We start from the raw sequence: 22,838 nt of genomic DNA, 5'->3' as shown, positions 1-22,838 counted from the left end.
GAAAATCATGGACACACTCATTCTCGCCATCGACAGCATCAAGGGAAATTCGGCGCTGTCCGATTTCGCCGGCAAGGTCGCGGTCGATTCCTATTCGCTCGGCGTCTCGCTACCGATGAATCACGACGTATCCAATACGGAGCGAACCATGGGCAGGCCCTCTTTCTCCGAAATGACGCTGTCCAAGATGACCGACGTCTCGACCCCCGCGTTGTACGCGGCGTGCGCCGCCGGCACCAAGCTCGGCGATGCCACGCTCAGCCTGGGCCGCAACGTGAACGGAAAGTTCGTTTTGCTCGTCAAATACGTCCTGGAAAACACGATGGTATCGAATATCCAGACCTCCGGCGGTTCCGGCGGCGCCATGGACAATTTTTCCTTGAATTACACCGCGATCACGTGCGAATTCACCCAGCAGAATCCGGATTCCACCGCCAAGGGCACTTCGCAGTTCGGCTGGGACCTGACCACCAACGTCGCGAAATCCTGAGCCGGGATCATCGCCGATTTTCTTCCTGTTTTCCGCCGACGCCATGCCCACTCTTCCGTCCAGAACCCTTGCGCCCCTGTTCGACCGGCTTTCGGTTTCGGCGGGAGAGGCAATGGCGCCGATGTATATGGATGGAGATCAGGTCCAGGCGTCGATTCGCAATGAGTTGATACAGATCTTTGCCACGCGATCGTCCTGCCCGTTCCATGCGTTCTTCGAGAACGATCACGGTGTGCTCGATTACGGTATTCCCGACAGCAGTGGGATGTCGATGGATGCCATCGAGGACCGTCGTCGCCTTGAAGCGGCACTGGTTCTCGCGATAGCGCGCTTCGAACCCCGACTGTCGGACGTCACCGTCAGCGTGCAACCCAGCACGGAACGCGGTGCGGACGCACTCGTCAAAATCGATGGCCGATTGCAGCTGGGATCGACCACGCGACATGCGACCTTCGTGCTCGACCCGCGTCGCATGCTCGATGCGCCCAATGTACATCCAGGGTGGTCACGATGAACGACGGCGCATCGAACGATCTGCTGCACTATTACAAACGGGAACTGGCCTACCTCCGCGCGCAGGGTGCCGAGTTCGCGATGCGGTATCCGAAAATCGCTTCCAGCCTGAGTTTGAATGGCCAGGAATCCCTCGATCCGCACACCGAGCGACTGATCGAGTCCACCGCCTTCCTCGCCGCGCGGGTACATCGCGATCTCGACCAGGAGTTTCCCCATGTCGCGACGGCGTTGCTGGAGAATGTCTGCGCATCCCTGGCGCAGCCGATACCGTCGATGTCCGTCGTGCGATGCGATCTGGACGCCAGCCAGGGAAAGGTGACCGCGGGCTATCACCTGCCCCGTCACACGGGTCTGTATGCACGAACGGCACGCCACGAGGTGTGCCGGTTTCGCACCGCATGGGACGCCACGCTATGGCCCATCCAGGTCGTGGCCGTGCGTTTCGACAACGATTCGACGCTGCGGCTGACGTTGGAAACGACGGACGACTGCGATTTTTCCGAACTCGCCGTGGCGTGTCTGCGCTTTCACCTGCATGGCGACTGGACGGAAACGGTGCCGGTCTACGAGTGGCTCGCCAGTGGGGTCGAACAGGTCTGCGTACAAAGTGATGGCGACGCTTCGCGCCCGCTGCCCTCCACGTCGTGGCGCGAAGTCGGCTATGCCCACGACGAGACGGTGCTGGCACCGCCGGAACATGCCTATCTGCCTTATGTACTTTTGCAGGAATACTTCGCTTTCCCCCGGAAATTTCATTTTTTCGATCTGGTTTTTCCACCAGGCACGCTCGGGAACGGCCGTCGCGCCGATATCGTCCTGCGCCTGGACCGCGCGCCACGGCATCCCGCGGCGCTACGGGTATCCACTTTTCAGTTGGGCTGCGTGCCGGTCGTCAACGTGTTTTCCCGCACCAGCGAACCCGTCGCGCTGAACCAGGGCCATTATGAATACCCTTTGGTCGGCGACCGCCGGCACGAGTCCGCGACGGAGGTCTACACCATCTCGGCCGTCTTCGCGCTCGACCCGGCATCCGACCGCTCGACGACCATACCGGGTTTCGCCGCGGGGCCGGACCACAGCCCTGGTGACAGTGCTCGGGAAAGCGGCGTGTTCTGGTTCGCGCGCCGTCAATCCAGCCAACGACAGCACATTCCCGGATCCGATACCTTCATCAGCTTCATCGACCGTTCCAGCGGACCGCGACTACCCGATGCATCGGTCGTCTACGCGAATCTGTTGTGCACGAATCGGCGGCTTGCCGAGCAATTGGAGCGTGGCGTGAAAATGGTTGTCGAGGGCGTTTCCCAAAATGTGCATCTGACGTGCCTCTATGCGCCAACGGCGCAACACAACGCGCCCCTGGGCAGTGCCGCGTTATGGCATCTGGTGTCGCTGCTCACGCTGAATTACCAGTCGCTACGGAGCAGCGACGCCGCGTGGTTGCGCGAGCTCATTTCCTCCTTCGTCACCGATAGCGAGCGCGATCGCGAGCAGGTTCGCGGCATTTTCTCGATGGCGACGCGAACCGTGACGGGCCATATCGGTCAGCCAGGATGGCGCAGCACCTGCCGCGGCACCGAAATCTCCCTGCATTTCGAAGAGGAAACGTTCGCCGGCGCGTCGCCTTTGCTGTTGGGTGCCGTGCTGGCGCGTTTTTTTTCGATGTACACGTCGATCAACTCCTTCGTGCGACTGGTGGTTTATAGGCGCGGGGAGGTATGGAAGCGGTGGGATTCCATCAACGGCCAACAGGAGCCACTGTGATCGATCACCTGCTCCGGTCGCCGCAACGGTTCAATCTGTTCCGCGCCATCAGCCTGCTCGAACAGCACGCGCGGCCGATGCAAACGTTGGGCATGGCCGACGGACGCAACGAACGCGTTCGTCTCAGCGGATGCGTGTCGTTGGCGTTTCCGTCGAGCGACGTGCGGAGCATCGCCGACGTGACGGCGGGCGACGGCGCACCGCGTTACGTATTGTCCACCGCGGCGTTGACACTCGCCGGCGGGCAGGGCCCCCTGCCCCTGGTCATCACCGAAAAGGTCATACAACGCAGCGCCGCGCGTGACTGCGCCACCGCTGATTTTCTGGATATCTTCAATCACCGGTTTCTGTGCTTTTTGTATCGCAGCCGAAAGAAACACGCACCGGCGCTGCACGGACATGGCGACGCCGATTCGCCGATCGCGTCGTGCATCGACGCCATCGCAAACCTCGGACGCGGCAGTTCGCCACGGCACCCCGCGCCATGGTTGCGTCATGCCGGTCTGATGGGCGGCGCACCGCGTTCCATGGTCGCCCTGCTCGCCATTCTGGGAGACCGACTGAAAGTCCGCGTCCGCGGCACCCAGTTCGTCGGCGGTTGGCACCGGCTCGACCCGCATGACGCCTCTCGCCTGCATGGCGGCGGTGCCCGCCTTGACGGCTCACGCGCGCTGGGGATGCGGGCGTGGGATCGCAGCGCGGGCATCGGGATCGAATGCGCGATGCTGACGCCGGCCCAGCTGGAGGATCTTCTTCCCGGCGGAGACCGACACGCCCTGATGACCTGGCTGATACGGCGCTACGTGCAGACGCCGCTCGACATCCATCTGTGCCTGCGACTCGCGCCCGCCCAACCGGTCGCCCCTGGCCGGCTTGGCGTGACACGGCTCCGGCTCGGCTGGACGACCTGGCTTGGGCGCCGCGTCCGCTCGGCCGCCGAGACGCCCGCGCCGACGCGACTGAGGTTCGCGTCGGACGAACGCGCCGATAGGTCGCCCGGTCGATGAACGGCCGTACCCACCACCCTGATTCGCCAGCTGGTCAATGACAGGACGACGATGCAAATCGATATCCGCACCCTACTCGCGCGCCTGGACCCCGAATGTAAAGCCGGCATGGAAAAGGCGGCCGAGCTTTGCGTGCAGCAGACCCATTACAACGTCGAGATCGAACATCTGCTCCTGCAATTGCTATGTGCGGCGGCGGCGGACTTCGTCAAGATCCTGAACGCATTCGATATCGAACGGGATGACGTGGCGTCACAGCTGCAACACGCCATCGAACAATTCAAACGCGGCAATGCCCGTACACCCGCGTTGTCCCCCGATTTCCCGGTGTGGCTCCAGGAAGCGTGGCTGCTGTCGTCGATGCTGCTCGGACGGCAGGAGATTCGCGCGAGCACGCTCGTTCTGGCACTGCTCGAAGTCGAACGCCTGCGCGGCGCGCTGATCGAATCCTGTCCGGCGCTGCTGAACGTGCCCCGCGACAGGCTGCGCGACGCGTTACCCGCGATGAGCACGAACTCCGCCGCCGGGAGCGATGGCGGAATGACGGACAGGGAGAGCCGTTTGACGGGCATGCCCAGCCTGGGCGACGGCGCACAGGCGGCGCATGGCGCGCGCAGTGCGACGCCGTCGCTCGATCGATACACGATCGATCTGACGCGTCTGGCGGGGGACGGCAATGTCGATCCCATCGTGGGCCGCGATGCCGAAATCCGCCAGCTGATCGACATCCTGCTGCGGCGGCGCCAGAACAATCCGATCCTGACCGGTGAAGCCGGCGTCGGGAAGACCGCTGTCGTCGAAGGATTCGCCCAACGGGTTGCCGACGGCGCGGTGCCACCGGCGCTGCGCCGGGTCTCGGTGCGCTCGTTGGACCTGGCGCTGCTACAAGCCGGGGCCGGTATCAAGGGCGAATTCGAAAACCGGCTCAAGTCGGTGATCGCGGAGGTGAAGGCATCGCCGGTGCCCGTGATTCTGTTCATCGACGAAGCCCATCAGTTGATCGGCGCCGGCGGCGCGGAGGGTCAGGCGGATGCGGCAAACCTCCTGAAACCCGCACTGGCGCGCGGCGAACTGCGCACGATCGCCGCGACCACCTGGGCCGAATACAAGCAATATGTCGAGCGCGATCCTGCCCTCGCCCGCCGGTTCCAAGTGGTGAAGGTGGAGGAACCGACGGAAAACGTCGCCGTCGACATGCTGCGCGCGATCGTCCGCAAGCTGGAACGGCATCATGACGTGGAAATACTCGACGAGGCGGTGCGCGAGGCCGTCAAGCTGTCGAAGCGCTACATCACCGGGCGGCAACTGCCCGACAAGGCGATCAGCGTACTGGACACCGCCTGCGCACGCGTCGCGATAGGTCGATCGGGCAGACCCGGGAAAATCGAGGCGCTGGATCGCGACATCGCGAGCGATGAAAATCAGCTGCGCATACTGCGTCACGAAACCGCGACCGGACTGCATCGCGCCGAAGCCACGCTGACGGTGGAGCGACGCATCGACGCGGCGCGCACGCGGCGCCGGATCCTGTCGGAAAAATTCGCCGCCGAAATGGGCGTGGTGCACGAGATCGTGAGATTGCGCCGGCGAATCGCCGACAGCCTCGATGTCGCGCCGGCCGCGGATGACGCGGAAAGCACCGCGCAACCCGCCGTGCACCTGCGCCGTCTCGAAAAAGGCCTGGAAGCGATCCAGAACGACGATCCCATGGTACCCGTGTGTGTCGATGCGACCATGGTCGCCGACGTGATCTCGGGCTGGACCGGCATCCCGGTCGGGCGGATGCTGGCGGACGAACTGCATACCGTACTGCATCTGAAGGACCGGCTCGCGGCGCGTGTGGTCGGTCAGGATCAGGCGCTCGATGCGATAGCGAAGCGCGTGCGCACGTCCCGCGCGAACCTCGACGACCCGGGCAAGCCGGTGGGCGTGTTCATGCTGGTGGGCCCGAGCGGCGTCGGCAAGACCGAGACCGCCGTTGCCCTCGCGGACACGCTGTATGGAGGCGAACGCAACCTGATCGCCGTCAACATGTCCGAATTCCAGGAGGCGCACAGTGTTTCCGGACTGAAAGGCGCACCGCCGGGGTACGTCGGTTACGGCAGCGGCGGTGTCCTCACGGAGGCGGTACGACGTCGACCCTACAGCGTCGTGCTGCTCGACGAGATGGAGAAGGCGCATCCCGACGTTCTCGAACTGTTTTTCCAGGTGTTCGACAAGGGCGTGATGGAGGACGGCGAAGGCGTCACGATCAGTTTCCGCAACACGGTGATCCTGCTGACCTCGAATGCGGCGCAGGACGTGATCACGGGTGCCTGCCGGGAGCGAGACCAACCCGACATGGCGTCGTTGGTCGCCTTGTTGCGTCCTGCCCTGACGCAAAGATTCAGTCCGGCGTTTCTGGGACGCCTGGCGCTCATCCCCTATTACCCGCTGGGCGACGCGCACATCCGTTCGATCGTCGAATTGAAACTCGGCCATCTCGCCGTACGGTTCGCGAACCATCACCAGGCGGATTTCAGTTGGACGCTGGACGTCACGGAAGCGATCGTCACCCGGTGCACGGAAGTGGATAGCGGCGCACGCAATATCGATTACATCCTGGCGCAAATGGTATTGCCTGAAATATCGCGTCTCGTGCTCGAACGCATGGCGATCGGCGAGCCGTTCAGCGCGGTGCGAATGTCGATGACCGAAAGTGGCGCGTTTGCTTTCGTTTTTTCGCACCCACACGACGAGCGATGAAATGAACAGAAAATTCACCCAGGACGGCGCGCTGCTGTCGGTCACGACGCCGTTTGGCGATGACGTCCTGTTGCTGGAGCGCTTCGTCGGACGTGAAGCGATTTCCGAGCCGTTCCAGTTTCAGCTGACGATGCGCTCGTCGAACCCCCGCCTCGACCCCGACCAGATCGTCGGCGCACCCGTGAGCGTTACCCTCTCGATGAAGACGCGACCCCGTCGGGATTTCAACGGCATCGTGACGCGCTTCACGCACGTCGGCGGCAACGGTACGACATCCCGCTATATCGCCGACGTAGCACCTCGCATGTGGCTGCTGACGTTGGGAAATGACCGCCGGATCTATCAAAACCAGACCGCCGCGGACATCGTCAAACAGATACTCGGCGCCGGCAACGTGGCATTCGAAGATGGATTGACCAGAACGTACGCATCCCGCCCCTATTGCGTTTGCTATGACGAGAGCCCGTTCTCGTTCATCTCGCGCCTGATGGAGGAGGAAGGCATCTTCTATTTCTTCACGTTCGCCGCCGGCCGACACACGCTGGTTCTGGCCGACGCCGCATCCGCGCATCCGGCCAACGCCGATGTACCGGTCCTGCGCTACTTGCCTGAACGCCGGATGATCGGCGCGGTCGACATCGTGAGCGATTTCGACCTGGTCTGCAAACTGGTGGTGAAGACCTGCATGCTCAACGATTACGACTTTCAGCAATCGGCGACGCCGCTGCTGACCGGTGCCGCCGGCAGAACGGGGCGGGGCATGAGTTATCTGTACCCGGGAAAGCACGGCGCCCTGAACGACGGTACGCGTCTGGCCAAGTCGCGCGTCGACGCCCAACAATTGGACAGCGCGACGGGGCGAGGCACCAGTCAGTGTCATCCGATGGCGGCGGGCACGCAATTCCGGCTCCGCGGCCATCCTCGCACGACGCTGAACGTGGCCCATGTGGTTCGGTCGGTCACCCATCACGCCGGCGACGACGAATACAGCAATGCGTTCGAGACTTTTCCGTCCAGCGCGCGGTTCCAACCGCCACGGCTCACGCCCCGTCCGGTCGTCGCCGGGATGCACACCGCGGTCGTCGTCGGCCCTCGCGGCGAGGAAATATGGACCGATGCGCTGGGTCGCGTCAAGGTGCAGTTCCACTGGGACCGCTTCGGCGCGAACGATGAGAAGAGTTCGTGCTGGGTGCGCGTGGCCCAGATCGCGGCGGGTCAGGGGTGGGGGCAGCTCTTCGTGCCACGCATCGGACATGAGGTGCTGATCGCGTATGTCGACGGCGACCCCGATCGGCCTTTGATCACGGGTAGCGTCTATAACGACACGCAGACGCCGCCCGTGCCGTTGCCGGGATCGCAGACGCAAAGCGTGATCCGTTCGCGCTCGTCGAAAAACGGGACCGCGGGCAATGAGATCCGCATGGAGGACAAGCTCGGCGGCGAACAGCTCTTCCTGCATGCGCAGAAGGATTTGCGCATCGATGTGGAGAACGATCTGACGACCACCCTGGTGAGCGGCTCGGAAGTGCGCACGCTCGAAAAAGGCGATAGAACGATCGACGTCCGGACAGGAAAGGAAACCCATACCGTCGAGGGCACCCGCGACCTGGCGGTGACGGGAGACGAGACACATCGCAACGGCGCGGACTTCGTCCAGACGGTCAAGGGGAACTTCACGCTCAAGGTGTCGGGCGACTTGCTGATCGATGTCGCCGGTTCCGTGAAAATTCAGTCAGGCACGACGCTGACCTCTCACGCCGGCACCGCGATGCTGAACCGAGCCGGCATGGATATGAAAAACGAAAGCGGCACGACGCTGGCGAACAAGGCGGGCACGACCCTGAGCAATCAGGGCCTGATGATCGAAAGCAAGGCGTCCACGACGCAGGTCGTGGATGGCGGCGGCGTATTGACGCTGAAGGGCGGTCGAGTGGAAATCGATTGAACAACGCACCGTCTCCTTTTTCGTCGGCGTCGACAGGGCTTCCTTGCGCGGCGGTGCCACAGGCGTCGGAAGCGCCGGTCTTGCTTGAGGACAGGGACGCGCAGGGTCGACTGCTGAGTCGCACGCCGCTATTGATGGGCCAGGCACACGGCAGGGTGATGCAATTCGGTGCGAATGAGGCGCCACGCATCATCGCCGAGTACCGGCATGGTCAACGGCATGGTGAATTGCAGTGCTATGACGCGCGCGGGCAATTGCTGCAAACGGCGATGTACCGCGGCGATGTGCAACATGGCCCGACCACGCTCTATTCCGGCGGTCGCGTGGTTTCCACGCAGCAATTCGTGGATGGCCTGTTGCATGGCGACACCGTTTGCCATGCGGCAAGCGGTCTCGTGGTGGCGCGGTTGCCCTACCGTCTCGGCGTGCTGCACGGCGAGGCAACGTATTTGCAGGACGGACGGATCGTGCGACGCGCGATGTACCGCGACGGCATGTTGAACGGCACCAGTGAGGATAGGGATCGGGCCGGGCGGCTGGTGCAAAGCGCGCACTACCGCGAGAACGTGCTGCACGGCGCGCTGTGCCGATACTGGCCCACCGGCCAGATCATGGAAGAGACGATCTACCAAGATGGCAAAGTCAAGGGCGCGCCTCGCCGGTTCGATGCGCAAGGTGCCGAGGCCACCGAGTCGCCGGTGCCGGCGCCGGGCGGCAAGTTCGTTCGCGACTTCGAAAAATGGGTGAGGGGTTGATGAGCATTCTGATCACGTCCGGCGCGATGCTGCAATGCACGTTTGGCGCGGCGCCCGCCTCCCTGAATGTGCTGCCGATCAAACGCATCGATGCCGGCGCTCCCGTCGCGAACATCATGGATCATTTGCCGGTGCTCAATATCCCCCCTTTTGGCAGCTGTGCATGCCTTGCCAATCCGCAGGTGGCCGCGGCCACCTCGGCCGCGCTCGGGGCATTGACACCCGTCCCCTGCATGCCGATGACGGGCACCCCATGGCTACCCGGCTCGCCGACGGTCCTGGCAAAGAAGATACCGGCGCTGCAGGACACATCGATGCTGCTGTGCAGTTGGGGCGGCGAGATAACGATCGTCGCGCCGGCGCAATTCACGACGCTGGTCGCGTAAGGCAACGGACACCATGCAAATCGTCTTCACCATGAGCGCGCGGATGATCGCGATCGTCTCGGTCTGCGCGCTGGTGCTCTGCATCGTCGTTTTCATCGCGGGCATGCAGGTCGGCGCGTGTCTCGATGTCCACGTCGGCCATGCCGGCCCGGCCGGTGCGAGTGCCGTCGCAACGGGTTCCGCCTCGTCGATGGCGGCCTGGCCGGCTGCCCCGGCGAGCGACACGTCATCCATCAACCATTCCGGCGAGTAACGATGCGTTTCCCATTTCTTCGATATGGCATCCGTTCAGGACTGGTGCGCGTTCTGCGAACATCGATGGTGCTGCTTGCCGGCGCATCCTGCATCGCGCATCCGGGACCGGCTCGCGCATCTTGCGTCGCTCCCACGCCCACGGCCCCGGCCCCGGCCGCCTCGACGGTCACATCGGGCGCACCCGCGCTCGCGCCGCCCGGGGTCGCGAGCATGGGGGGCGCCGCGCATGTCGTCGCGCTGCCCGACGGCCGTCTCATCGCCTCCGATTTCGCCCCCATCATCACGCGCGGCGAGTTGGTCGTGGCGATGTTGGGCGTCGACTCCCCGCCGTTCTTTTTTCAAAAAAATGGCCAGCTCGCGGGTATCGAGGTCGACCTCGCCAATGACGTCGGACGCGCCCTCGGCGTCAAGGTCCGTTTCGACAGAAGCGCGATGACATTCGACGATGTCGTCAAACTACTGGCCAGCGGCCACGCCGACATCGCGGTCAGCAAGCTGTCGCAAACGCTCGCCCGTGCCCGCCAGATCGATTACAGCCATCCGTACCTGACGCTGCATCGCGCACTGCTCATCAACCGCGTGCGCCTTGCCGCCCGCTCGGGCAACCGGCCGCTGCCCGACGTGATCCGGTCGTTCGACGGCACCATCGGCGTCATTGCCGCCTCCTCGTACGCCGATTATGCGAAGAAGAATTTCCCGCACGCGAAAATCGTGTCCTATCCGGGCTGGCAAGCGTTGATCGATGGCGTGAGGGCCGGTGACGTGACCGCCGCCTACCGTGACGAGTTCGAGATCAAGCGTCTGCTGAAATTCGACCCCACCGCATCGCTGACGTTGCGCACCGTCACCTTCCAGGACCTGAGCGATACGCTCGCCATTGGCGTCAGGGTGGACGAACCCACCGTTTTATCCTTCGTCAACGAATACCTGGGCGAGCGTACCGAGACGCTCGACGTCGCGCGTGTTCTCGATGCGGTCAAACAATAACGGTAACCGGGTAAAATCGACATGAACGCAACCCGCCTGTATGCGATCGCTCTCAACCCATGGGTCGTCCTCGGCAGCCTGCTGTCGGGGGCGATGTTCGGCGCGATGGTGCCCGCCGCCGCCGTGCGCCTCGCGACACTCGGCGACATCTATGTCGGCCTCCTGAAAATGACGGCGCTGCCGTTCATGATTTCGGCGGTGATCTTCAGTCTGCAGCGCCTGCTGCGCATCGGCGGCACGGGACGTTTGCTCGTCCGCGTCACGGTCGTGTTCGTCGCGGCGTCGATTCTGGTGGCGGTCGTGGGGACCGCCGTACTGCTGGTGGTACGACCCGGCGAAAGACTGTCGCATACCACGATGGCGACCTTCGGCCGGATCGTCGGTACGGATCTCGACTCCACCGATACCGCCATGGCGTTGTACGGTGCCGATGCGACCGTCGCGTCCCCGGGCTTCCTGGAGATGGTACGCGACCTGGTTCCGACGAACATCTTCGCGGCGCTCGCGAGCGGCGAGATCCTGAAGGCGCTGGTCTTCGCCTTATTGTTCGGCATGGCGGTCGGCTATGTGCCGTCGCGGATTTCCGACGGGCTGACCCAGGCATTGGAAACCGTCTACCACGCCTGTCAGAAGCTGATGCACTGGCTCAGCTATCCGCTGCCGCTGGTGCTCTTCTGCATGAGCGCCTCGCAGCTCGCGAAAATCGGCTTGGGCCCGCTTCAGGCGATGATGCAGTTCGTCCTCGCGTTCGCCCTTGCCTCGACGCTGCTTTTGCTGGTCGCCCTGTCCCTGATATGGCGGCGCTCGGGGCAAAGCCTCGGCAGGACACTCGATGCATTGCGCGGGCCCTTCACCTTGGCGCTCGCCACGCGCAACAGCGCGGCGTGCATGCCCAGCATGATTCAGAGCCTGGCCGACGGTCTGGGATTCGCACGCTCGCGCGTCGAACTCCTGGTGCCCCTGGCGATATCGTTGCTGCGCATCGGACCGGTGGTGTACTACGCCTGCGCGACCCTGTTCATCGCGCAGTTGTACGGCCGCGCGCTCGGGCCGCTCGAATTGCTCACCGTGGTGCTCGCGTCGGTGCTGGCAGGCTTCGCGTCGGCGGGGATGACGGGACTGGTCACCGTGTCGCTGGTCGGCATGACCTGCACCTACCTGCACCTGCCGTTCGAAGCCGCTTTCGTGCTGTTCCTCGCGGTCGATCCGATATGCGACATCCTGCGCACATTGGTGCTGGTCATCGGCAACACCGCCGCCATCGTCGTCATCTGCCCGCGCCCGCTGAAAGTCTAGATCATGACTTTTTCCAAATGCCTGACCCATCCGTGGACGATCGCGCTCTGCATGCTGCTCGGCGCGGTCACCGGGACATTCCTGCCTGCGGTGGGCGTCACCGCCTTCACCGTCGGTGCGCTGTATCTGGCCATCGTCGGCATGGTGGCGTTGCCCCTGCAAGTGGTCGCCGGTTTTTTCGGCCTGCGACAGGTGGCCGCCTTGCCGCGCTTCGTCCCCCGCGTGACGCTGATGATCGCGATATCGTTGGCACTGGTCGCGGGGGCCGCATTCTGCACGACGACGATCGGCTCCGTACTCGATACCGGCAGCGCCCTGTCCGCCGAAACGCGGGCGCAGCTGGGCAGCATCATCCAGCGCGCGGACGCCGGTGGCGTCAGCATCGATCTGGTCGATCGGTCGACGACGGAAACGCCCATTTCGACGCGGTCCGCCAACGCCGATGCGGCCATCCCGGACAACTTCTACCGCGTCCTCGCCGAGGGCCGCCTGTTGGGCATTTTCGTCGGTACGACGCTGTTCGGACTGGCATTCGCTGCCCTTCCCCGAGAGCAGACGCAGGCGCTGGGTCAGATCCTCGACGGCGCCTATCGCGCGCTCGAGACGGTCATCGACAAAGCCAATCTTTTTATTCCGGTCCTGGCGTTCGGCATGACCGCGCATCTGATGGGCCAGACCGGATATGCGACGATCCGCGCGCTCGGCACGATGCTGGGGTCGTTTTTCCTGCTCGTGGCACTGCTCGGTCTGGCGGCGGTCGTGGTCGTGTCGCGTGGCGCCCGCACGTCGATTCGCGACGTGATCACGAAATTGAAGGCGTCGCTGGTGATCAGCCTGACATCGGGCAGCCCGATCGCCGCGATCCCCAATACGATAGACGCGATGAGTACGCAACTCGGATTCAGCCGGGGCATTACCGAGCTGCTCATCCCGTTCGGGTTCGTCTTCGTCCGTGCCGGTACCGCGGTCTACTATGCAAGCGTGGCCATTTTCATTGCCCATCTCTACCACCGTACGCTGACACCCGGCGACCTCCTTCTCGTCTGGTTGAGCGCGACGGGCGCCGCCTTTCTTTCCGCGGGGTACATGGGCGCGGCCAATATCGGCCACGTGAGCCTCGTCCTCCTTGCGCTCCATCTCCCGGCCGACGCCGTCATCCCGATTTTGGTGTCGGTCGATCCGATCTGCAACGGGCCACGCAATGTTTTGTCGCTGCTCGCCGTCTGCGCGTTGACCGCCCTGGCGTCGGCGGGTCTGCCTTCGGAACGCCGGGCGTCCCCCGATCGCATCCTGGCCATGCCCGTCTCCATGACATTCGTCCTCACCGGATCGCAAGCCGCACTGACGCTTGGGTGCGCCGGCGTCATCGCGCTGTTCGTTTTTTTCATCGGCATGGGTATCGGAGCGCGTTGATGCCGGACAAGCACGAAGTCATACATCCGGCGCCCCGCCCTCGTCGTCGCCCTCGCCTGGCAACCGGGATGCGCATGACGAATCTGGGCATCCATGCCCTTGTCTGCGCATGCCTGGCATGGGCGGGGGGATGCGCCATGCCGGGCATCCGGGGGGCGCATGCCAACTGGCGCGACTTCACCTTCATCGCCGCTGCCGACATGAATCGAAACAGCCCGGTCGCAGTGGACGTGGTACTGATCAGTAGCCAGGACGCCCTGGAAAAAACGATGGCGCTCACCGCGGCGCAGTGGTTCGCTTCCCGAACCGACCTCGGTGCGACCTTCCCGCACGACATCCGGTATCGCAGCTGGGAGATCGTTCCGGGCCAGACCCTTTCCGCGGATAAGAAAGCGTTCGCGGGTTCGCGCGTGATCGCGGCGCTCGTCTTCGCGAACTATGACGCTCCGGGCGCGCATCGAATTCGGGTCGACAAACTGAATGGTCGAGTCGTTGCGACGATGACGACGACCGGCTTCACGCTCACTTATCCGAAATGAACATGCGCGAATCCATCCCCGAGCGGATCGAGTGGCACGAAGGCATGCTGCTGTCGCCTCAGCATTTCCAGACGCTGTCCGCAAGGCTCGACTCGCTGATCGCCTGGCAGACACTCGCCGCGGCGCCGTTCAGCTGGGGCGTACGCAGCGTTTCCATCGATACCGGATTATTGCCGGCCGGCCTGCTGCGCATCCTCGCGCTCGAGGCGATTTTGCCGGATGGCACGGCGGTCTGCTACGACAGCGGCAATCCGATGCACGGCGCGCTCGAAGCGGCGCTGCTTCCGTATGCGGACAAGCTCGCCGGCGGTTCCCTCGATGTGTACCTGACCTTGCCCACCCCGCATACGATGCGACACAGAGGCGCCGTGCGGCGCTATCGCTCGGTCGGCGGCCCGCTCGTCACGGACGAGGTATCGGAGGCGCCGCCCGCCGATATTCCGCGGCAGCTGCCCAATCTCGCCCTGGCGATCGGCGACGTGCCATCCGTCAATTACAGCCACCTGCGTCTGTGCTCGCTCTCGCGTGACAACGAAGTGGTGCGACTGGGCAGGCTTCTGCCGCCACTGCTGGAAATCGCGCGCGACAATGTGCTTTGGCAACGCACGGCGGCTCTCGTCGCGCAAATTCGGAGCAAGGCCGCCTTCGTCGCCAAGCAAACCGCGAATCCGTCCTCCCGCATCGACGACCGTCTCGCGCAACTGGAATTGAAGGATCGGCTCCGCAGCCTGCTGACGGACCTGCCCCTGGTGGAAGCGACGTTGCGCACGCCCCGACTACACCCGCTGCCCCTCTACCTGGCACTCGCTTCCTTGCTGGGTTCGCTCAGTCTCCTGACGCCCGGCGCGATTCCGCCCGCGCCGCTCGACTACGACCACGGCGACCCGCTGTCCGTCTTCGGGCCTCTGCTGGCCCATCTCGATGCCGCCATCAACGAAGTCAGTCAGCAATATCGCGAACAGAAATTCGAACTGCATGGGGGCGCGTTCCAGTTCGACGCGCGAACCACACCCCTGCCGTCGCAGCTGTACGTGGGCCTGCGCGGTCAATCGGAAAAGGATCTGGCCGCCTGGATGAACGGCGCCATCATCGGACCCGCGTCGGGGTATCCGTTGCTGCGCGAACGACGCATTCTGGGCGCACCCCGCCATCGCGTCGATGACGTACCGGCGTTGGGCGTTCGCGCCGGATCGGGCTATCTGCTGTTCTCCGTCGATATCGGAAAAGAAGGCATTTCGCCTGGCGATGCGCTGCTGATCAGTCATACGAACGAAGGGGCCAGCGCGCAGCGCCCCCAGGAAATCGTTCTTTTCGTGAAGGGGTAAAACGATGCATCGCACCTCCGCGGTACCCGCCTCCCAGACCGCCACGTCGCGCAACGTCCTGAAAACGGACGATGAGCTGATGACCGAGCAGTTTCGCGCCTTTATCGACGAAGTGAGACATGCGCCGGCACGGGTCCTCGACGTTCGCCAGACCGATCCCGAACTCGCCGCCGTTGCGCTGAACCAGCATCTGCAACGATTGATCGAACTGCAAAGCGCACAGATCGAACGGCAAACGAGCCGCCTCGAGGTCGACAACGTCGCGGATGCCCGCTATCTGAAAACCGCCCTGGCCGACGAATTGCTCCTGACGATGCCCTGGCCGGGCCGCGACCGCTGGACCGCGCACCTGCTCGAATCCGCCTTTTTCAGAACGAATATCGCGGGAGACCTGGTCTTCGAGCGCATCGACGTCCTGCTCGCGGACCGGGAACCGTCCCGACGCAAGATGGCGCGCCTCTACCTGTTTGCGCTGGCGATCGGTTTCCAGGGACGCTTTCGTGGGGATGCCGCGCTGGAACGGCTCACGGCCTATCGCACCGAGTTGTTCCAGTTCGTCTATCAGCGGCGTCCCGATCTCGGCGGCCGGGATCGCGTGCTCGACGACGATGCCTACGCGCACACCCTTTCGCACCTGGCGCAGCACAACCTTCCCCCATTGAGCCGCTGGACGCTGGGTGTCGTGGTCGCCGTGATCGGCCTGCTGGCGACGTCCGAGATCCTATGGCTGTCGACCACCTGGCCCGTGCGCGAGGCGTTGCATCATGCAAGCGTCGAATAGGCCAGGCGACGCTCCGACGCGATTCCGGCGGGAGGCGTGGCCATCATGTTAAGCAACCATCTTTTCCTGCTCTCGCTCGGGGTGCTGGCGCTGGTCGTGGCGGCGGTTCTGGGCTTCGTCCTGTATCTCGCCGCCAGAAACCCGCATGCGCAGCCGCAGGCGGGTTCGCGTCATGCGCGCCTGCGTCACGATTCCCTGCGGTCCTCGTTTCGCGCGGCCGTGGAACTGATCGAGGCCAACATCGCCTCGCGCGACGAGCGCTACGGCGTGCCCTGGGTACTCGTGTTGAACGAAGGCGAGGATGCGGCACGGTTGCCGGTCGCGCAGTCGGGCGTCGCCAGCATGCTCGGTGGCGAATCCACGTCGGCGGCCACCGCGCAGGGCATTGCCTGGGAGTTTTTCGATCGCGGCATCGTCATCGATCTGCGGGGCGACTATCTGGGCGCGCCCGACGAGGACGACGGCACGGAAAAACCCTGGGATGAATTCCTCGGTCTGTGCAGAACCTATCGTCCGCAGCGGCCCTTCGATTCACTCGTCATCACCGTGCCGGCGGCGCTCCTGCTCGACGGTTCCGCGGACGCGGGCCTGGAACTGACGCGCCGGGCCAAACTCGCGCATCGGCGGCTATGGCTGGCCCAGAACCGCTTCGCGATGCGGGTCGCCGTCTACCTGGTCATCGTCGGCGGCGAGCATATCGATGGTTTCTCGACATTCGCGCGCGCCGTTTCCGAACCGCTGAGCGCCAGCATGCTGGGATGGTCCTCGCCCTTCGACCTGTCGACGCAGTACCAATCGGACTGGGTCGATACCGCGTTCTCGACCGTGTTGAAATCGGTATCGGACATCGGCGCCGAACTCCTCGCGCTGGAGGCGGCCGCCGAGCATGCCGCGGCCATACTGATGCTGCCCGCGAGGATCGACGCGATGCGCGAGCGGTTACGCATGTATGTCGACGAACTGATGCGCCCCAGCGCCTATCACGAACCCTTCCTGCTGCGCGGCATCTATCTGACCGGCGACAGAAGCGAATCGCTGGAACGGGCCGCGATGCTGCACACCCGGGAGCGGGACGAGACCCCTGAGGACGAATACGGCGACGACGCCCGCGCCGATCCCGGCCGGCGCCACGATCTTCTCGAACGGCTCGCGCTGCAGCCGGCCTTCCTGAAGGATGTGTTCGAACGAAAGATTTTTCCGGAACGGGGTTTGACGCGCCCGTCGCGGACCCAGCAGTTGCGCCGTCCGCTCATGCGGCGGGCGCTGCGGTGGGGTGGCATTCTGGTGCTGGGTGGCTGGGGCGCGGGGCTGGTCCTGGCATCCTGGCAATTACGGCAGCGCAGCGTCGAATGGGCTGCCGCATTGGACCAGTTGCACCGCAGCGAGGTTTTTCGCGATGCCACGCTGCGAAGCGGCGCGCAACTGTCGCCCGATTGGTACCGGCAGACCTCGTTGGCGATACTCGCGATCAACGAGCGGTTTCAACCCGTCACCGCCGCGATGATCGTCATGCCGGGTTCCTGGACGCTCTTCGACGACCTGGAACGTCGCGTGGGAGCGCGCTTCGAACAGGCATTCGGCGAGATCGCCGTCGACACGATTCACCGGGAACTCGCGGCCCGCATCAGTCAATTGACCGGCGCGAGCCTGGATCCGGGCACCGGTAACCTGGGCGTCGGCGGTGAATGTCACGCGCCCGCCGTGTCGAACCCCGGGGCGGCGCGCCCGGCCAGTCTGGCCGTCGACGATCAACCCGAGACGATCGCGTTGCAATCGTACGTCCTGGCGGTGGACCAGCTCGAAGGCGCGCTGCTCGCATTGCAGCGGCTCCGGCAAGCCGCCACGTCCGGTAGCGCCGATCTACGTCTCGTCATCGGCTACACCCTTGGCGTGGCGCCGCAGGGAAGCGTGTCGCGCAGCCTGCCCTATTTTTACGAAAACGGTCCGCAGGTGGACGCCCTTTTCGCGAACGACGCACCGCTCATCCGGACCGCGGTGCGCTGCGCGCTGGACAGGGGCAATGCGCGCCTCGAAGCGCGACTGTTCACGAACAACCCCTCGATGGCGGCCGAACAGACGGTCGACACTTTGCTGGCCAGCCTGCCGCTGACCGATGCGCCCGCCGGCGCGGCCACGGACCGTTTTCGGCAGCTCGTCAACGCCATCCAGACCGAGAGCGATCTGCTGGCATCGGGGACCGCGGGATGGATGGGGCCGAACGGAACGGGTCTGGGCACCGGCTACGACCGGCTCGTGGCCCATGTCGCCCGGAACGGCTTGCTCGGCCAGGACGCCGCCGATCACCTGCGCACGGACACGGCCGCGGCATTTCAAGCGTTTCGCGCCACGTTCGCGCGGGACGTCGACACCCCCGGTGGCGGCCTGCAGTGGAGCGAGAAGCAGGCGCAGTTCAGTCTGTCGACAGACCGGATGGCGCTGAAGGAGGCGCTGACGAACCTGTTGAACCAACCGTTCATGGCGCCGCCACGCGATCGCGTGTTCCCCCCGATGGCCATCGGTACCGTCCTGGCATGGGATGCGGGGCAACTCGATCAGGTCATCGCGTTGGCGGATAGGCGCAAGCATTACCTCGCGGACGGCCTCGCGCACGTTTCCGCCGGGATGCAGCCGGTACTCGCGACCGCCGTCGACAGGCAGTTCGCGGCGACGGCGGAAGATCAGCTCGTCGCGGCGGCCACCGTGATCGCGCCCCTTCCCGACACCGATGCCGCCGCATTCCAGGCAGCGCAGCCCAGACTGCAGAAAATCGCAACGCTGTTCGAGGAAAGCGCCGCCGCGTCACGCGCCGATGATCTTCGGGCGACGAATTCCGCCGACGCCTTGCGTCATCTGCGCATGGTGGACGACGCGTTGACGGGGTCCGAGCTCTACGCGGTCGCCACCTCGGCGCCCGCGCCAGGCGCGAACCCGGATCACGCCCTGTTGGCCACCGCCTTCGGAGTCAGCGACGCCGCGTCACTGTCCGCCTATCTCGGACAGCAGTCCGCCCGCGCGCAAGCGCTCGGGCAGCAAGCCGCCATTTACCTGTCCGCGTTGGCACCCACGGACGCCGCGACGCCGCTCGCCCGGCGCTGGGCCGCGATCAACCGCGATCTCGAAAGGTACAAGCTGAAAAATCCGAACAGCGCCCTGCTGGCCCTCGAACAATTCGTGATGGCACTGGGAAGCGCGGATACGCCCGCCGATTGCGTCGGGAAACTGTCGGGGCAGGCGCCGTCCACCGCCGACAACGACTATTTCGCGCAGATTCATCAGCGCCTGTACATGCAACTGGAAATGCGTTGTGCAAGCGAGCGGACACGCTACGGCGAACGGGCGTGGAACGCGTTCGCGTCCCTGTTCAATCGGGAATTGGCCGGTCTGTCGCCCTTCGCGGGGACGACGTCGACCGCCTCCGCGAGCGCCGACCCGACCCAGCTCGCCAGGGTGCTCGGGCGGTTCGAGGACACGTCGCGCGCGCTGGGCGCGCAACGCGTGAACGGCGATATCGTCGTGCAGGGGGCGGGATCGGCGGTGCAACGCTTCGCGGCCCGGATGGACCACGCCGATGCGTTTCTCACTCCGTTGAAACCAAGCGATGGTCAGGAAGCGCCGGGCTACGACATCGCGGTGGAATTCCGCACCGAGCAACAGGCCGAAGTGGACGGCAACCAGATCATCGAGTGGTCGTTGCAGTCGGGTTCGCAAACCGTCAAGTCGGGCGACACGCCGCATACGGTGCATTGGGCGTATGGCACGCCGATCTCGCTGACCCTGCGCCTGGCGAAGGACGCCCCCCTATCCGCCGCCACGGACGTGCAACAGCCGGAGATGCGTTCGGACGGGCACAGCGTGACCTACCGTTTCGCCGACGCCTGGTCGTTGATCACGCTCATGAACCGTCACCTCACCACGCAATCCGGTGCGGGCGCGAATGCCCGCGGCCAGACGCTGGCGTTCGAATTTCCAGTGAACACCCACAACGCCGGCGGGAATGGGCCGCCGTCCGGCGACCGCCGCGCGCGCGTGTTCGCGCGCATCGCGCTGTTCGAGGCCGGCAAGAAAAATGCGTTGATCTGGCCGGGAATCCTTCCCACCCGGGCGCCCGACTGGACGGGTTCCGGTGGCGACTGACCGAACACACGGCGCGCCCGCAAACGCGCCGAACCAGGAAACGTGAGCGATGAGCGAGCCGAGCAACATCTACCCCGCCGAGCTGATGTCCGAACTCGCTGCGGCATGCGCCCCCCTGGCCGACACCGCCCCCGCCGGCACATCCCTGCGCTACACATCGATCTATCAGGAAATTCGCCACGCCCGCGAAGAAGACGATATGTCGCTGCCACGTGGGGATTGGGAACGGCCGTTGAAAAAGGCCGACTGGCCGAAGGTGGCGAGCCTGTGCGTAACGGCGTTGGGAACGAAGAGCAAGGATTTGCAGATCGCGGGCTGGCTGTGCGAAGCATGGGTCCGCCTCCATGGCGTGCCGGGTCTCGCCGCCGCGGTCGAAGTTTTCGGGAACCTGGTGGACCGTTGCTGGAGCGCAGCGCAGCCGCTGCCCGACGGCGACGATTGGGAGCCGCGCATCGGCATTTTCGCCTGGCTCAACGAATCGCTGGCATCGATGCTGACGCTGAACGTGCCCTTGATGAGGCTCGACCTGCCTGGCATGCCCATGCTCAACCTGGATGCGTGGGCGCGACGCACCGGCGGCACGCCCGCGACCCGCGAGGAAAGCGTTTTGACGCGCGACGAACTCGTCGCCTACGCCTTAGGGGAGCGTCTCGACAGTCTGCTCGTCATGCAGCGCGACCTGGCGCACGCCGCGGCCGGCTTCACGTCATTCACGCAGCGGCTCGATGAAGCAATGCAGGGCCAGGCACCGAGTTTCGAGCGGACGCTCCAGACCCTGGATCGGCTTGGCAGAGCGATCGGGAGCTTGGTGAACGGGCGGCAGTCGGGGCGAGAAACCGCCGCGGAGACCGCCGACGCATCGCCGCGCCCGACGGACGACACCGTACGCGAAACGCACGTCCCCCTGACAGCGCTTCCGCCGCCGCCCGATGATGCGGGCACCGTACCTTCGGGCGATCCGACCGTCGCCGCATTCCGGATACGGGATCGCGACCATGCGTATGCACTCATCGACACCATCGCGAACTATCTGCAACACCACGAACCCCATAGCCCCACGCCCTACCTGTTGAAGCGCGCGGTGTCCTGGGGAAGCATGCCCCTGATCGCCTTGATGGGCGACATCGTCCGGGAGGAAAGCGACCTGCAGCGCTATCTCGCCGCGATCGGTGCGCAACCCTGATCGCGAAAGCGGACCCGTATCTAAAAAAATTCAAGGACTACCATCATGCTGGGCTTGACCATCATGCCGCTCGGGCCGGGGCTGTACGGCGCGGAGACACGCATCGAGATTTGCCACGACCGCGCCAAAACGACGATCTGGCTGCAATTGACGAACACGCAATATATCGTCAACGGCAGCACCTCGCCCCGGTTCGTCACGGTCCTGATCGGCGCGATCCAGCGTGGTTCCGGCTGGGTGCCCATCGACGCCGGCACGGCGGCACGTTGTCGCGACGTGACGATCGCGGTGCATACGATGAAACCGGAGGCCACGACGCGCTTCCAGATCGCCATCGTCAATCATTGGCGCACCTTCGACAGCGCCCAGGCCAGGAACTGGGCGAAAGGCACCACGCTGAGGGCGAGCCTCACCAATGCCAGCTTCGTCATGAAGGCGTTGAAAACCGGCTTCGACGCGATCGGCGAGCCGATGGCAGCCTACAGCGGTTTCCGAACCGCGGATTTCACGCTGGATGAGGTGCTCGCCTACCTGACGACCCGCTCGAAAGCGGCCAGCACGACCCTATCCGACGGCGCCCTGCTGGATTTCCGGGAACTCATGCCCGCGCCGGCGTATGCCCCGCCATACGCACAGGATCGCACCGATACGAGCGACAAACGAACGATTCCCTGCATCGCCAGCGCGAGAGCGGGCACGCATGGCGGCCGCTTTGCCTATACGGCCGTGACCTCCGACGTTCCGTACGAACGGGTGATCACCTATGGGTTCCGCGGCGACTCACGCCCGCCGAGCGGCATCAAAAATGCCGGCGGCTTCCTGCCGAATTACACGCGGCCGGCACATATCGAAAAGAACTGGCTTTTGGCGCAGGACCAGGCGCTCAATCTTCAAAAATTCATTTCCGATCAGGAATATGGCGGATACCTTTCCGTGACCAAATCCACCACCGTGGCGAAGGGCTTCGCCATAGGCTACGGAGGAACGACGCCTGCCGGTCCGGGGTGGATTTACGCATGCTTCGTGGAAGGCGGGTTTCACCTGCCGGCGCGCGGCACGCACAAGTGGGTACAGTTCGACGAGCAGGAGATCTCCATGCCCGGGATCATCGAATGGGAGGACATCGTCGGCTGCCGATACGTGCTGGCGGATGGCCGCTCCGAAGGCAGCGTCTATCTCAAGGACACGTTCCTGTACACCGATGCCATGGCCGCGGTCGAGGTGTGGGAGTTGCTGAGCGGGAAATCTCAGGGGCCGGGTCCTTGATGTATACGCGCAATATCACTTATCCTGAACTTGTCCTCTTCGACGACCCGG

General features: G+C 64.4%; 18 protein-coding genes. All 18 read left to right on the top strand.

The window, feature by feature from the left end:
* Positions 1 to 7 precede the first annotated feature (7 nt).
* The 18 genes from OVY01_RS07005 (at position 8) to OVY01_RS06920 (ending at position 22,787) form a co-directional block, all read left to right on the top strand.
* On the top strand, positions 8 to 490 hold the full coding sequence (locus OVY01_RS07005) for an Hcp family type VI secretion system effector (protein WP_267846664.1): 483 nt from the start codon (positions 8 to 10) through the stop codon (positions 488 to 490).
* Positions 491 to 533: 43 nt separating this feature from the next.
* Positions 534 to 1,004 carry a type VI secretion system baseplate subunit TssE gene (gene tssE / locus OVY01_RS07000; RefSeq protein WP_267846663.1) on the top strand — a complete coding sequence of 157 codons (471 nt, stop codon included), beginning with the start codon at positions 534 to 536 and terminating at the stop codon, positions 1,002 to 1,004.
* Positions 1,001 to 2,770: a type VI secretion system baseplate subunit TssF gene (gene tssF, locus OVY01_RS06995; protein ID WP_267846662.1), complete on the top strand. Its 1,770-nt coding sequence runs from the start codon at positions 1,001 to 1,003 to the stop codon at positions 2,768 to 2,770. The genes tssE and tssF overlap by 4 nt, the downstream gene beginning before the upstream one ends.
* Positions 2,767 to 3,777: a type VI secretion system baseplate subunit TssG gene (tssG, locus tag OVY01_RS06990; RefSeq protein ID WP_267846661.1), complete on the top strand. Its 1,011-nt coding sequence runs from the start codon at positions 2,767 to 2,769 to the stop codon at positions 3,775 to 3,777. Before tssF ends, tssG begins: the two co-directional genes overlap by 4 nt.
* Before the next feature lie 51 nt (positions 3,778 to 3,828).
* Positions 3,829 to 6,522, top strand: coding sequence for a type VI secretion system ATPase TssH (gene tssH / locus OVY01_RS06985; RefSeq protein ID WP_267846659.1), 2,694 nt, complete (start codon positions 3,829 to 3,831; stop codon positions 6,520 to 6,522).
* A 1-nt stretch (position 6,523) separates the two neighbouring features.
* Positions 6,524 to 8,467 (top strand): type VI secretion system Vgr family protein, encoded by a 1,944-nt coding sequence (locus OVY01_RS06980; protein ID WP_267846658.1) that lies wholly within the window; start codon positions 6,524 to 6,526, stop codon positions 8,465 to 8,467.
* Between the two features lie 80 nt (positions 8,468 to 8,547).
* Entirely contained in the window at positions 8,548 to 9,222 is a 675-nt protein-coding gene (locus tag OVY01_RS06975; protein ID WP_267846657.1) for a toxin-antitoxin system YwqK family antitoxin, read from the top strand.
* Complete coding sequence (locus OVY01_RS06970; protein WP_267846655.1) at positions 9,222 to 9,608, top strand: DUF4280 domain-containing protein; 387 nt, start codon at positions 9,222 to 9,224, stop codon at positions 9,606 to 9,608. Before OVY01_RS06975 ends, OVY01_RS06970 begins: the two co-directional genes overlap by 1 nt.
* 13 nt (positions 9,609 to 9,621) lie before the next feature.
* Positions 9,622 to 9,861: a hypothetical protein gene (locus tag OVY01_RS06965; protein ID WP_267846652.1), complete on the top strand. Its 240-nt coding sequence runs from the start codon at positions 9,622 to 9,624 to the stop codon at positions 9,859 to 9,861.
* 2 nt (positions 9,862 to 9,863) lie between these two features.
* Entirely contained in the window at positions 9,864 to 10,850 is a 987-nt protein-coding gene (locus tag OVY01_RS06960; RefSeq protein WP_267846650.1) for an ABC transporter substrate-binding protein, read from the top strand.
* Between the two features lie 21 nt (positions 10,851 to 10,871).
* Positions 10,872 to 12,146, top strand: coding sequence for a dicarboxylate/amino acid:cation symporter (locus tag OVY01_RS06955; RefSeq protein ID WP_267846648.1), 1,275 nt, complete (start codon positions 10,872 to 10,874; stop codon positions 12,144 to 12,146).
* A 3-nt stretch (positions 12,147 to 12,149) separates the two neighbouring features.
* Positions 12,150 to 13,559 carry a dicarboxylate/amino acid:cation symporter gene (locus OVY01_RS06950; protein ID WP_267846647.1) on the top strand — a complete coding sequence of 470 codons (1,410 nt, stop codon included), beginning with the start codon at positions 12,150 to 12,152 and terminating at the stop codon, positions 13,557 to 13,559.
* Between the two features lie 74 nt (positions 13,560 to 13,633).
* Positions 13,634 to 14,098, top strand: coding sequence for a hypothetical protein (locus tag OVY01_RS06945; RefSeq protein ID WP_267846646.1), 465 nt, complete (start codon positions 13,634 to 13,636; stop codon positions 14,096 to 14,098).
* A gap of 2 nt (positions 14,099 to 14,100) precedes the next feature.
* Positions 14,101 to 15,423 (top strand): type VI secretion system baseplate subunit TssK, encoded by a 1,323-nt coding sequence (gene tssK, locus OVY01_RS06940; RefSeq protein ID WP_267846645.1) that lies wholly within the window; start codon positions 14,101 to 14,103, stop codon positions 15,421 to 15,423.
* Positions 15,424 to 15,427: 4 nt separating this feature from the next.
* Complete coding sequence (locus OVY01_RS06935) at positions 15,428 to 16,204, top strand: DotU family type IV/VI secretion system protein (RefSeq protein ID WP_267846644.1); 777 nt, start codon at positions 15,428 to 15,430, stop codon at positions 16,202 to 16,204.
* Positions 16,205 to 16,249: 45 nt separating this feature from the next.
* Complete coding sequence (locus OVY01_RS06930) at positions 16,250 to 20,338, top strand: type VI secretion system protein (protein ID WP_267846643.1); 4,089 nt, start codon at positions 16,250 to 16,252, stop codon at positions 20,336 to 20,338.
* Between the two features lie 49 nt (positions 20,339 to 20,387).
* Positions 20,388 to 21,521: a type VI secretion system protein TssA gene (tssA, locus tag OVY01_RS06925; RefSeq protein WP_267846642.1), complete on the top strand. Its 1,134-nt coding sequence runs from the start codon at positions 20,388 to 20,390 to the stop codon at positions 21,519 to 21,521.
* 45 nt (positions 21,522 to 21,566) lie between these two features.
* Positions 21,567 to 22,787 carry a scabin-related ADP-ribosyltransferase gene (locus tag OVY01_RS06920; RefSeq protein WP_267846641.1) on the top strand — a complete coding sequence of 407 codons (1,221 nt, stop codon included), beginning with the start codon at positions 21,567 to 21,569 and terminating at the stop codon, positions 22,785 to 22,787.
* The last annotated feature ends 51 nt before the right edge of the window (positions 22,788 to 22,838 follow it).

Source organism: Robbsia betulipollinis, assembly GCF_026624755.1.
Classification (GTDB): domain Bacteria; phylum Pseudomonadota; class Gammaproteobacteria; order Burkholderiales; family Burkholderiaceae; genus Robbsia; species Robbsia betulipollinis.
Note: the sequence above shows the minus strand (reverse complement) of the source record. Positions and strands in the feature narration are given on the sequence as shown.